Below are 12,558 nucleotides of genomic sequence, written 5' to 3'. Positions count from 1 at the left end.
CGCTCCCGTCGGCCGAAACGTCATCAACTGACGGTTCGCCCGACGGGAGTGACCTCTCGGCCGACGCGAGTGACGCTTCGCCCGACGTACCTGACGCCTCGCCCGACGTACCTGACGCCTCGATCGACGGGGGTGACGTCTCGGGCGACGGGGGTGACGTCTCGGGCGACGGGGGTGACGTCTCGGGCGACGTGCGTGACGTCTCGGCTAGGTTCCTTCGGTCAGATCGCGGACCTCGGCGTAGCGGGAGCGGACGGCGGGGTCGGGGGTGGCTTCGTACGTCTGGGTGCCCGCTAGCTCCCAGGTCGGGGGCTCCGCGCCGCCGGCGTGGGCCCAGGCGGCCTGGCGGGCGGCGCCGTCGGCAACGTACTCCCCCGGCTCGGGGACGAGGACGGGGTGGCCGAGGACGACAGGGGCGAGGCGGCGTACGGCCTCGGAGCGGGCGCCGCCGCCGACGAGGAGTACGCGGTTGACCGCGACGCCCTGGGCCTTCAGAGCGTCGATGCCGTCGGCGAGGCCGCAGAGCAGACCCTCGACGGCCGCACGCGCAAGATAGGCGGGCTCGGCGGTGGACAGCGTCAGACCGTGGATCACGCCCCGAGCCGAGGGACGGTCGGGGGTGCGCTCGCCCTCCAGGTAGGGGACGAGGACCAGGCCACCAGAGCCCGAGGGGGCCTCGAGTGCCAGCCGGGAGAGCTCCTCGTGGCTCACCCCGAGCAGCCGGGTGGTGGCGTCGAGGACCCGTGCTGCGTTGAGGGTGGCGACCAGCGGCAGGTAGCGACCGGTGGCGTCGGCGAAGCCCGCGACGGCACCCGAGGCGTCGAAGGTGGGCGTCTCCGATACCGCGCAGGCGACCCCGGACGTGCCGATGGAGACGACCACGTCGCCGGGCCGGGCGCCGACGCCGAGGGACGCACCGGCGTTGTCGCCGCAACCCGGACCGAGCAGCGCCCCGGCCGGTGTCCGCCCCGCCGACGAAGACGGCCCGAGCACCTCCGGCAGCACGACATCGTCACGTCCGAGAGCTCGTTTGAGCAGGTCGCGACGGTATTCACCGGTCACCGCCGAGTAGTAGCCGGTGCCGCTGGCATCGCTCCGATCCGTACGCAGCGCCTCCAGCCCCGGCGCACCCGCGAGCTTCCAGGTCAGCCAGTCGTGGGGCAGGCACACCGCCGCGACCCGGGCCGCGGCGTCCGGCTCGTGCTCGGCGAGCCAGCGCAGCTTGGTGGCCGTGAAACTGGCCACCTGCACCGACCCGACGGCCTCGGCCCAGGCCGCGGCACCCAGCTCGGTGTTGAGCGCGCTGGCCGCGCCGGCGGAGCGGGTGTCGTTCCACAGCAGCGCGGGACGTACGACTTCTCCGGCCTCGTCCAGGCAGACCATCCCGTGCTGCTGCCCACCGACGGAGATCGCGGCGACGTCATCGAGCCCGCCGGCCGCCTCGGCGGCCGACTCGAGCGAGATCCACCACGCCGCCGGGTCCACCTCCGTCCCCTCGGGGTGCGGCGCGGACCCGGAGCGCACCAGCGCCCCGGTCTCCGCGTCCCGGACGACGACCTTGCAGGACTGGGTCGAGGAGTCGACCCCGGCGACGAGTGGCATGCTCGGCAACCTAACCCTCTACCTAACGCAGGCCGAGGAGGTGGTCCATGGCCAGCTGGTCGAGGTGCTCGAACGCGTAGCCGTGGTCCAGCTTCTCGATGTCGTAGGTCGCCTTGCGGATGTCATCGAGCGTCTCCCCCTCGGCGAGGGTCGGCACAGACAGCTCCTCGACCTGCGAGGCCTCGAGCGCGGCCTTGACCTCCGGGTCCGCCCGGAACGCCTTGGCCCGCTCACGCAGCACGAGGTAGTTGCGCATGCAGCCCGCGGCCGAGGCCCACACGCCGTCCTCGTCCTCGGTGCGCGGCGGCTTGAAGTCGAAGTGGCGCGGGCCGTCGTAACCCTTGGTCTCCAGCAGGTCGACCAGGTTGAACGCGCCGCGTAGGTTGCCGGCGCCGAAGCGGAGGTCCTGGTCGAAGCGCGGGCCGTGCTGGCCGTTGAGGTCGATGTGGAAGAGCTTGCCGTGCCACAGCGCCTGGGCGACACCGGAGGCGAAGTTGAGCCCGGCCATCTCCTCGTGACCGACCTCCGGGTTGAGGCCGACCATCTCGGGACGGTCGAGAGAGTTGATGAAGGCGAGCGCGTGGCCGATCGTCGGCAGCAGGATGTCGCCGCGGGGCTCGTTGGGCTTCGGCTCGATGGCGAACCGGATGTCGTAACCCTGCTCGGTCACGTAGTCGCCGAGCAGGTTGACCGCCTCGCGGTAGCGGTCCAGCGCGGACGCGATGTCCTTGGCGGCGTGGGACTCCCCACCCTCACGGCCACCCCACATGACGTACGTCGTGGCGCCGAGCTCGGCGGCGAGGTCGATGTTGCGCGCGACCTTGGCGATCGAGTAGCGGCGCACCTCGCGGTCGTTCGAGGTGAAGCCACCATCACGGAAGACCGGGTGACCGAAGAGGTTGGTGGTGGCCATCGGCACCTTGAGGCCGGTCTCGTCCAGCGCAGCCTTGAGCTTGTCGATCTCCGCCTGACGCTCGGCGTCGCTCGCGTCGATCGCGAAGACGTCGTTGTCGTGGAAGGTGATGCCGTAGGCGCCGAGCTCGGCCAGCTTGTGCACCGAGTGGGCGACGTCGAGGTGAGGCCGGCTCGCCGATCCGAACACGTCCTGTCCGTTCCAGCCCACGGTCCACAGCCCGAAGGTGAACTTGTCCTCGGCGGTGGGGGTGTAATCCGTCATAGCCTTGCTTCCTCACATTAGTTCATGACTCGGACTATATGGCCACAGTGAAGCGCGACGGACGTCACATTGTCAACCCTCTCTTAGTCCATCGACGAGTCGCTTGACCCAAAGTTCATAACTTGGTCTAATCCCGTGCATGACCGCCAGAACCGAGCCCGCCCAGCATGCCGGGATGCGGGCGAGCAACCTCGCGCTCGTGCTCGGCGAGGTAGCCCGCACCAGCCCGGTCTCGCGGGCCCAGGTCGCTGCGCGCACCGGCCTGACGAAGTCGTCGGTATCCGGGCTGGTGTCCGATCTGATCTCCGCCGGCCTGCTCCAGGAGAGCGCCCCGGCCGCGACCGAGCGGGGTAGGCCCGCCACGGCGCTCAGCCTCGCTCCCGGAGGCACCGCCGGCCTCGGCCTGGAGGTCAACGTCGACTACCTGGCCGCAGTGGTGACCGATCTGACCGGCAAACCCCGCTACCACCACGTCGTACGCCGCGACAACCGCGGCCGCGACGTCGACGACGTGGTCGCCGACCTCATCGAGGTGGCCGGCACGGCCGCCCGCAGCGCCGCCTCCCAGGGTCTGCCGCTGTCAGGGGCCTGTGTCGCGGTGCCGGGCCTGACCGTCGACGGGGCCGTCGTACGCACCCCCAACCTGGACTGGGACCGGGTCTACCTCGCCGACGCCGTCCGCGAGAGCACCGGGCTCGAGGTCGACCTGGAGAACGAGGCCAACCTGGCGGCTCTCGGCGAGATGTGGTTCGGCGGTCACGAGCTCGACGGCGCTCCCCTGCGCGACTTCGTGCACGTCTCCGGCGAGATCGGCATCGGTGGCGGCATCGTGATCGGAGGCGAGGTCTTCCGCGGGGCACACGCGGGCGCCGGCGAACTCGGCCATGTCGTGGTTGCCCCCGACGGCCCGCAGTGCGGCTGCGGCGGCCACGGCTGCTTGGAGCGGATGGCCGGGCAGCAGGAGATCCTCGCCCATGCGCAGGTGGCGTCGATGACCGATCTCATCCGCGCCTGCGAGGCGGGCGATCAGGCCGCGCTGGATGCCGTCGCCGGCGCCGGGCGACACCTCGGCGTCGCGCTCGCCTCGGTCATCACCCTCCTCGACCCCACCGCGATCGTGCTCGGTGGTGCTTTCGCCACGCTCGCCCCCTGGCTCTCCGCGGCGACCTCTTCCTCGATCAGCCACCACACCGGCGCCATTACCCCGCCCAGACTGTTGGTCTCCGGACTCGGCAGCGATGCCGCCGTGCGCGGAGCGGCCGGGACCGTCGTACGCCGCGTCATCGCCGACCCCGCGGCCCATCTCGCCCGGCAAGCCGCTCAAGGTCGAAGCGTCAGTTAGGTCGGCCGAGGCGTCACGACAATGCCACCTCGGGCGACGGGGGTGACGTCTCGGGCGACGGGAGTGACGCCTCGGGCAACGCGCGTGACGCCTCGGCCGACGGGAGTGACGCCTCGCCCCGGGGTGCTAGGGCGAGACCGTTGCCGTCGTGAGCCGCTGGTCGGTCGTGCTGACCTGGTGGGCTTCGCCGGTGAAGGTGATGAGGGCTTTGTCGACGCCTGAGTCCCCGGCGGCGGAAGTTACCTCTACGTCGGAGATCTCGGCGATGCCTTCGGCTACGACCGTGGATACCTTCTCGCCGGATGAGGCGGCTACCCAGACCTCGATCTCGCCGGGCTCGACGACGCGGGTGAGGTCGCGGGCGGTGAAGGCCAGCCGGGTTGTGGGCACTTCGAAGCGCACCGTGGCTGATTCGCCCGGCTCTAGGGCGACCCGTTGGTAGCCGAGTAGCTGCGAGACCGGTCTCGCTACCGAGGCCAGCAGGTCGCGGCCGTAGAGCTGGACCACGTCTACGCCGGCCACATCGCCGAGGTTGGTCACGGTCACCGCTACCTCGAACGTGCCACCGGCTTCCACCGATCGGTCGGCCGCGAGGCCGACGTAGCCGAAGGTGGTGTAGGAGAGGCCGAAGCCGAACGGGCGTACCGGGGTCGAGTCGGCGGAGGTCACGCCGGAGGGGCCGCCGAGGATGGGGTGCAGGTAGGTGTAGGGCTGGGCTCCGGCCGAGCGCGGCAGGGTCAGCGGCAGCCGGCCGGACGGGTTGACGGCACCGGTGAGGACGCGGGCGATCGCGGGTCCGCCCTCCTCCCCCGGGAAGAAGGTCTGCAGCACCGCCGCGGGACGGGTCGGGCCGTCGAGGGCCCAGCCGATGGCGTACGGCCGACCGGTGACCAGCACCAGGACGGTCGGGGTCCCGGTGGCGACGACCGCCTCGATCAGCTCACGCTGGACGCCGGGCAGGTCGAGCGACTCGCTGTCGTTGCCCTCCCCCACGGTGCCCTTGCCGAACAGGCCCGCCTGGTCGCCGGCGACGACGACCGCGATCTCGGCACGGCTCGCCGCCTCGACGGCTGCCGCGATCCCGGTGGTGTCGGTGCCTTCGACCTCACAGCCCCGGACGGCCTCGATCTCTGCGGAACCCAGCTCGGCACGCAGCGCCTCCGCGATCGTCGGCACCTCGATGCCGAGCGCGACGTCGGGATGGTGGGCCAGGACGTGGTTGGGGAAGGAATAGCACCCCATCAGCGCCTCGGCACGGTCTGCGTTGGGACCGATCACCGCGAGGCGGGTGGCGGTCTCGGCGAGCGGGAGGATGCCGTCGTTGGACAGCAGGACCGCGGACTCCTCGGCCAGGCGACGGGCGACGTCGCGGTGCGCCGGTGTGTCCAGGTCGATGACGGTCGGAGGCTCGGCGGTGAACTGCTCGTCGAGCAGCCCGAGCTCCTCCTTCGCGGACAGCGCTCGGAGGACTGCCCGGTCGATGAGGGTCTCATCCACCTCACCCGCGCGGACCAGCGCGGCCAGCGGCTCGAGGAAGGCGTCGCCGCTGGGCAGCTCGACGTCGATCCCGGCCTCGAGCGCCATCGCTGCGGCGTGCCCGCGGTCAGCCGCGACCCCGTGCATGAGCGCGAGGAAGGCGACCGAGAAGTAGTCGGACACCACCGTCCCGTCGAATCCCCACTCCTCGCGCAGCAGCCCGGTGAGCAGCTCGGTGTGGGCCGCCAGCGGGATGCCGTCGATGTCGTTGTAGGCGTTCATCACCGACCTCGCACCCCCGTCGAGGACAGCCATCTCGAAGGGCAGCAGGAACACGTCGGCCAGCTCCCGGGGCCCCGCGGAGACCGGAGCATGGTTGCGGCCGGCCCGCGAGCCGGAGTAACCCACGAAGTGCTTCAAGGTCGCCTGGATCCCGGCGGACTGCAGGCCCCGGACGTACGCGGTCCCGACCGTCCCGACCACATAGGGATCCTCGGAGATGGCCTCCTCGGTGCGCCCCCAGCGCGGGTCCCGGATCACGTCGAGCACCGGGGCGAGGCCTTGGTGCACCCCCAACGTACGCAGCGACGAGCCGATCAGCGACGCCATCTCCTCGACGAGGTCCGGGTCGAAGGCGGCGCCCCACGCCAGCGGCGTCGGGAAGCAGGCGGCCTTCCAGGCGGCCAGCCCGGTGAGGCACTCCTCGTGGACCAGCGCCGGGATGCCGAGCCGGGTCTCGCGCAGCAGCCGCCGCTGCTCCTCCCACAGCCACCGCGCCCGCTCGGCCGGGTCGACCGGCCGGGTGCCGTAAACGCGGGTGAAGTGGCCGATCCCGTGCTCGGTGACCTCGGCGAGCCGCTCGGGCGCGCCTGCAGTCATCTCGTCGGCCAGCGGCGCGACCACCTCGTCGCCGTGGTCGATCCAGAAACCGACGAGCTGCGCCAGCTTCTCCTCGAGCCGCATCTGCGCGTGCAGCTCCTGCACCCGAGTGGATACCTGCGGCCATGCGCGCATGTGGGCGTCCGTCATCCCTTCACCGCTCCTTGCAGTCCGGAGACGATCCGGCGCTGCAGTGCCAGGAACAGCACCAGCGCGGGGATCATCGCAATCGTCGTGAACGCCAGGACACCGGCGGTGTCGGCGGAGTGCTCGGTGGAGAAGTCGGCCACCCCGAGCGGCAGCGTGCGCATGTCGTCCTGCAGCAGAAGGAGCGGCAGGATGTACGCGTTCCAGGAGGTCACGAAGGCGAGCACCGCCACCGTGATCACGCCCGGCATCGACAGCGGCAGCATGATCCGCCAGAAGACACCGATCCGTGAGGCACCGTCGATCAGGGCCGCCTCCTCGAGCTCTCGCGGCAGCGCCATCAGGAACGGCCGCAGGATGACCACCGTCAGCGGCAGCGCGAACGCCGCCTGCGGCAGGGCCACGCCCCACCAGGTGTTGCCCATCCCCAGGTCGCGGGTGACCAGGATGAACAGCGGGATCACCGCGACCGCCGCCGGGAAGAGCAGGCCCAGCACGAAGACCATGAACAGCGCCTCGCGACCCTTGAACTTGTAGCGCGCCAGCGGGTAGGCAGCCATCACCCCGAAGACCACCGCGACCAGCGTCGTGATGACCGCGATGACGGTCGAGTTCACCGCGTACGTCCAGAACGACCCGCCGCTCAGCACGCCGGAGTAGTTGGAGGTGACCCACGGGTCGGGCAGCCCGGTCGGCTTCTCGGCCAGCTGGGCGTTGGTGCGGAAGCCGCCCATCGCGCCGTAGAGCACCGGTCCGACGGTGATCGCCACGACGATCAGCGAGACCAGGTAGACAAGCACGTTGTTGCCGCCGCGCTTGCCGCGCGGCGCCAGGTTGGTCCTCACACTCATACCGCCGCCTCCTTGGTGTCACGGCGCAGCACGACCAGCTGGTAGACGAGCGCCATCACGAACGCGATCGCGAACAGGACCACCGAGGCGGCGCCTGCGATGCCGTAGTTGTGCCGGTTGGTGCCCTCGTCGATCAGGTACGTCGCCATCGTGGTCGTCGCGTCGGCGGGCCCGCCTCCGGTGAGGACCCAGATCATGTCGAAGCACTGGATCGAGCCGATCATCGACAGGAAGCACCAGGTGCGGATCGTCGGGCCGAGCAGCGGGATGCTGATCCGCCACTGCGTCTGCCACCAGCTCGCACCGTCGAGCTGTGCCGCCTCGTAGAGCTCCTCGGAGACACCTTGCAGGCCCGCGAGGAACAGCAGCACCGCCAGGCCGAGGTACTTCCAGGTCAGCACCGCGAGCACCACCCACAGAGCGACCTCGGGGGTGCCGAGCCAACCCTGCTCGGGCGGGCTGAGGCCGATGCCGTTCATGAGCGCGTCGACCAGGCCGTACTCCGGCTGCAGGAGCTGGAACCAGATGACGCCGGCGATGACCTCGGCCAGGACGTACGGGACGAAGATCAGCGTTCGCAGCACCCCCTGTCCCGCCATCTTGCGGTTGAGCAGCAGCGCGATGGCCACGCCCAGCGGAAGCTGCACGATGATCGAGCCGACCACGATGATCATGTTGTGGGCGACCGCGTCACGGAAGACGTCGTCGGCGAGCACCTCGGCGTAGTTCTCGAACCCGACGAAGTCGTCGAGCGGACCGAGGCCCTTCCAGTCGTAGAGCGAGAACCGCGCCGCTGTGATGATCGGCCAGGCGACGAACAGGGCCATCAGGGCCAGGGCCGGGGTGACGAAGAACGCGATCTCCGCCCACTTGCGCCAGCCGTCGTGAGGCCGGTGCGGCCGCTCCGAGGCGACCGCACCGGTGGTTGCTTCAGAGCTCACGAGGCGACCGTGCCTCCCGAGAACGTGCTTCGGTCCGCCATGCTCACTTCTCCTTGTCCGCGGCTTCCTGGGTCGCCGTGACGACGTCCTCAGGGGTGGCCTTGCCGGCGAACTGCAGCGCGATCTCGTCGTTCATCGCGCCGCCGATCGACTCGCCGAAAGCGGTGTCGAAGTAGAGCTGCACGAACGGTGACTCGTCGCGCACCTTCAGCAGGTCGGCCAGCGCCGGGTCCTTGACCGAGGAGCCGGCCGCCGGGATGGTCGGCAGACCCATGTCGTTCTCGGCGAAGCCCTTCTGGACCTCGTCGGAGAGCAGGTAGTTCACGAGGTCGACGGCCTTGTCGGGCGCCGCCTCGGAGACCGCCCAGGCGTCACCGCCGCCGAGCTGGGCGGTCGGGTCACCGGCGCCACCGTCGACGGCCGGGAACGGAAACCAGCCGGTCTTCTCGCCGAGTCCCTGCTTGTCCTCGGTGATGCCCTGCATCACGCCGGGCTCCCAGTGGCCGGCCAGCTCCATGGCGACTTTGCCGGTGGCCAACAGGCCGCTGGCCGAGGTCGGGCCGGTCTGCGACGGGGTGGAGAGGAAGCCCTTGTTGAACGGCTCCTTCGCCACGATCTCGTCGACGGTCTCACCGGCCTGAACGAAACACGGGTCGGAGAAGTCCAGGTCGGCGACCGCGCTCTCCAGCACGTCCTGGGAGCAGGCGCGCAGGGCGGTGTAGTACCAGTAGTGCGCGGCCGGCCAGCCGTCGCCGGCGCCCAGCGAGACCGGGGTGATGCCGGCCTTGTCGAGCTTGTCGAACGCGGCGTACAGCTCCTGCATGGTCGTCGGGGGCGCAGTGATCCCCGCCTTCTCGAAGAGCTCGGTGTTGTACCAGAACCCGACCACTCCCATGGAGAACGGCAGGGCGTACGTCTTCCCGTCGACCTGCCAGCCGGCGGCGCTGCCGCCGATCTGGTCGATGATGTCCTTGGAGTCCTCGGAGAGGTCGCGGGTGAGGCCGGCCTCGACGTGGTCGGCGAGCTCGCCGCCGCCACGCTCCATGTAGACGTCCGGGACGTCGCCGCTCTGGAAGGCGGCGTCGAGCTTGGTCAGCATGTCCTCGTGGGCGAACGCCTGGACCTTGACGTCGATGCCGGGGTTGGCCTTCTCGAAGTCCTTCGCAACCTGCTCGTAGTACCCCTTGCCGGGGTCGTTGTTGGAGTTGTGCCACCAGGTGATGGTCTTGTCGTCGCCACCGGAGTCGCCCGAGCCGCCACAACCGGTGGCGGCAATCATCAATCCGGCGCACAGCGCGGCGAGCGCTTGTGTCTTCCTCGACATCTTGGACCTCTCGTCAAAGCTCTGGATGTGTGGGGTGATGTGACTGCCGCCACAAATGTCGGGACGAGCATGGCCCCTTCCGGGGGGTAGTGTCAATCGTTGTCGATAACGTTTTCGTAGATGGTTATCGGACCTGATCCAGGTGGGCTACTGTCAGGGCATGAGCACGCTGGACCAGCCCCGCCCCCGCCGGGTGACGATCAACGACGTAGCGCGGGAGGCAGGCGTCTCGGTCGCCACCGTCTCGAAGGTGATCAACGAGCGCTACGGCGTCAGCGAGGCGACCAGCGAGAAGGTGCTCGCGGTCATCGACCAGCTCGGCTACCAGTCATCGCTGATCGCCTCGAGCCTGCGCCGCAAGTCCACCGGAGTCATCGGTGTGCTCGTCGCCGAGTTCGAGCCCTACTCCGCCGAGCTCCTCAAAGGCATCTCGGCGGCCCTGCACGGCACGGGCTACGAACTGTTGGCGCACGCCGGCCGGACCGGGGCCCACAATCACACCGGCTGGGAGCGGCGCTCGCTCTCCCGCCTCGGCCACACCCTGATCGACGGCGCAATCGTGGTCACCCCGTCGATGATCATCACCGACGAGACCACCATCCCGGTCGTCGCGATCGACCCGCACACCGGACCCGACGGCCCGATGACCGTCGACGCCGACAACGTCACCGGCGCCCGCCTCGCCGTCGACCACCTGGTCGGCCTCGGTCACCGGCGCATCGGCTTCCTCGGCGGCCGCCCCGACCTGCGTTCCGCGGGTCTGCGCGAGCAGGGCTATCGCGAGGCCCTCGATGACGCCGGCCTGAGCGTCTCCGACAAGCTGATCCGGGTGGGCGGCTACCACCCCGAGCTCGCCGAGGCACCGGCCCGCGAGATGCTCTCGCTCCCGACCGGCGAGCGCCCCACCGCCGTCTTCGCAGCCAACGACATCTCCGCGATCAAGGTCATCGAGGTCGCCGGCTCGCTCGGTCTGCGCGTCCCCGAGGACCTCTCGGTGGTCGGCTTCGACAACGTACCCGAGTCCCGCGACGCCACTCCCCCGCTCACCACCGTCGCCCAACCCCTTCACGAGATGGGCCGAGCCGCGCTCGGCCTCCTGCTCGAGCTGCTCGAGGGCAAGCACACCGAGCGCCACCTGCGCCTGCCCGCCGAGCTGGTCGAGCGCGGCAGCACCGCTCCGCCGGCCTGATCATCCCGGGGTACGACAGCCGGATCAGCCCACGGACCGACGCCCGCTGACGGGATCCGCCGCGACGATTGCCGACATGAATCGACATGTTCGAGTCGCCCTGGCGACGCTCGGAGTCGCCGCCGTCGCGGCGATTCCCCAGGCCCATCCGGCAGCGGCACAGACCGGCGACCCGATCGCCGGTGCCGTCGAGGACTTCGCGACCACGAGCGGCTACCCCGGTGTGGCCGTGGTCGTCACCGATGACGACGGGACCACCCACCACACCGACTACGGCGTCGACGCCGACGGCTCCGCGATCAGCCCGACGACACCGATGCCGATCGCCTCGGCGAGCAAGACGATCACGGCGGCAGCGGTCATGCAGCTGGTCGCCGCCGGCTCCGTCGACCTGGACTCGCCGGTCTACGACTACCTTCCGGACTTCCGGATCCACGACCCACGTGGCGCCGAGATCACGGTCCGTCACCTGCTGGAGCAGACCTCCGGGATCACCGACCTCACCCTGCGTGAGAAGAGTCTCGCGCAACCAGCGACGCTCGCTGAGGCTGAGCAGCGGGCCCGCGACGCCGAACTGGCCACCGACCCCGGGGAGAAGTACGCCTATACCAACACCAACTTCCACCTCGCCGCGCGCCTCGTCGAGGTGGTCACCGGCGAGCCGTTCGGCGACCACCTCCGGCGCAACATCTTCGAGCCCGCCGGGATGGACCGCACGACGACCATCGACGTCACCCCCGAGGACCTACCTTCCGATGTCGCCGAGGGACACGTCTACGCGTACGGCATGACCCCGTCGACCGCCGAGCCGCATCGTTTTGTGAACGGCTCCGACGGCGTCATCACCACCCCCGAGGACCTCGCCACCTGGCTCCTGGTCCAGCAGAACGACGGCGTCGCCCCGAACGGGACCCGGGTGCTTCCCGCGGGGACCGTCGCGCAGGTGCAGACGCCGCGGAAGGGTGCGGACTACGCGCTCGGCTGGGAGGTCGACCGCACCGAGGACGGCAAAGAGGTCGGCCACAACGGCATCTGGTTCACCTACACGGCTGACATACTCCTCACGAGCTCCGGGCACGGGATCGTCGTCATCGGCAACAGCGGGCTCGGGCTGGGCAACGAGGGCACCGGCGAGCTGGCGACGCGGGTCGCGGCCATCGCCGACGGCGAGACCACCGACCCGATGCCGCCGATCCGGCTGTGGACCGATCTCGTGCTCGCCGCGCTCACCCTGCTCAGCCTCGGCCTCGGCCTGCGCCGGCTCGTCCGGACCAGGGTTTGGATCGACAGGTTCGGCGACCGACGGTGGTGGGAGCTGACGGCTCGGCTGGTGCCGCGACTGGTGCCCACGCTTCTCCTGCTCGCGCTGCCGAGCCTGGTCGGGCAGGTCGTCGGAGGAGGCCGCGACATCAGCCTGCTCCAGCTCGTCTACTACTCGCCCGCGCTGATGATCTGGGCCGGTCTCGCCGCCGCGGCGAACCTGGCTACGATCGTCGCACGCATCCTCGGACTGCGCCGGCGGCGCGGAGTCGCCCTCGCCGAGTCGGCTCGTCCTGACAAGCGTCCCAGTCGAGTCGGCGCGTCCTGACATCAAATCGCCGAGTCGGCTCGTCATGACGAGCCGACTCGG

Annotated in this window: 9 protein-coding genes; 3 read left to right on the top strand and 6 right to left on the bottom strand. The window is 70.2% G+C overall.

From position 1 onward, the window contains the following. Window positions 1–207: 207 nt before the first annotated feature. Together xylB and xylA are read right to left on the bottom strand one after the other, a co-directional pair. Entirely contained in the window at window positions 208–1,602 is a 1,395-nt protein-coding gene (gene xylB / locus IEY84_RS16640; protein WP_183550708.1) for a xylulokinase, read from the bottom strand. A 22-nt stretch (window positions 1,603–1,624) separates the two neighbouring features. Beyond that, window positions 1,625–2,779: a xylose isomerase gene (gene xylA / locus IEY84_RS16635; RefSeq protein ID WP_183550711.1), complete on the bottom strand. Its 1,155-nt coding sequence runs from the start codon at window positions 2,777–2,779 to the stop codon at window positions 1,625–1,627. A 139-nt stretch (window positions 2,780–2,918) separates the two neighbouring features. On the opposite strand from xylA, the gene IEY84_RS16630 reads away from it, so the two are divergent. Continuing rightward, window positions 2,919–4,121 carry an ROK family transcriptional regulator gene (locus IEY84_RS16630; RefSeq protein ID WP_183550714.1) on the top strand — a complete coding sequence of 401 codons (1,203 nt, stop codon included), beginning with the start codon at window positions 2,919–2,921 and terminating at the stop codon, window positions 4,119–4,121. A gap of 126 nt (window positions 4,122–4,247) precedes the next feature. On the opposite strand, the gene IEY84_RS16625 is transcribed toward IEY84_RS16630, so the two are convergent. The 4 genes from IEY84_RS16625 to IEY84_RS16610 are packed head-to-tail and all read right to left on the bottom strand — an operon-like array spanning window position 4,248 to window position 9,739. Beyond that, window positions 4,248–6,626 (bottom strand): beta-xylosidase/alpha-l-arabinosidase, encoded by a 2,379-nt coding sequence (locus IEY84_RS16625; RefSeq protein ID WP_183550717.1) that lies wholly within the window; start codon window positions 6,624–6,626, stop codon window positions 4,248–4,250. After that, window positions 6,623–7,474, bottom strand: coding sequence for a carbohydrate ABC transporter permease (locus IEY84_RS16620; RefSeq protein ID WP_183550720.1), 852 nt, complete (start codon window positions 7,472–7,474; stop codon window positions 6,623–6,625). Before IEY84_RS16620 ends, IEY84_RS16625 begins: the two co-directional genes overlap by 4 nt. Beyond that, window positions 7,471–8,415, bottom strand: coding sequence for a carbohydrate ABC transporter permease (locus IEY84_RS16615; RefSeq protein ID WP_183550723.1), 945 nt, complete (start codon window positions 8,413–8,415; stop codon window positions 7,471–7,473). The genes IEY84_RS16620 and IEY84_RS16615 overlap by 4 nt, the downstream gene beginning before the upstream one ends. Window positions 8,416–8,458: 43 nt before the next feature. After that, window positions 8,459–9,739, bottom strand: a complete 1,281-nt coding sequence (locus IEY84_RS16610; protein ID WP_183550726.1) for an ABC transporter substrate-binding protein — start codon at window positions 9,737–9,739, stop codon at window positions 8,459–8,461. Between the two features lie 160 nt (window positions 9,740–9,899). On the opposite strand from IEY84_RS16610, the gene IEY84_RS16605 reads away from it, so the two are divergent. Together IEY84_RS16605 and IEY84_RS16600 are read left to right on the top strand one after the other, a co-directional pair. Further along, window positions 9,900–10,928, top strand: a complete 1,029-nt coding sequence (locus IEY84_RS16605; protein WP_183550729.1) for a LacI family DNA-binding transcriptional regulator — start codon at window positions 9,900–9,902, stop codon at window positions 10,926–10,928. 76 nt (window positions 10,929–11,004) lie between these two features. Continuing rightward, window positions 11,005–12,516: a serine hydrolase domain-containing protein gene (locus IEY84_RS16600; RefSeq protein WP_183550732.1), complete on the top strand. Its 1,512-nt coding sequence runs from the start codon at window positions 11,005–11,007 to the stop codon at window positions 12,514–12,516. Window positions 12,517–12,558 lie beyond the last annotated feature (42 nt).

Origin of the sequence: Nocardioides albus (assembly GCF_014648255.1) — a bacterium.
GTDB classification, from domain to species: domain Bacteria; phylum Actinomycetota; class Actinomycetes; order Propionibacteriales; family Nocardioidaceae; genus Nocardioides; species Nocardioides albus.
This window is presented reverse-complemented; position numbering and strand designations above follow the sequence as displayed.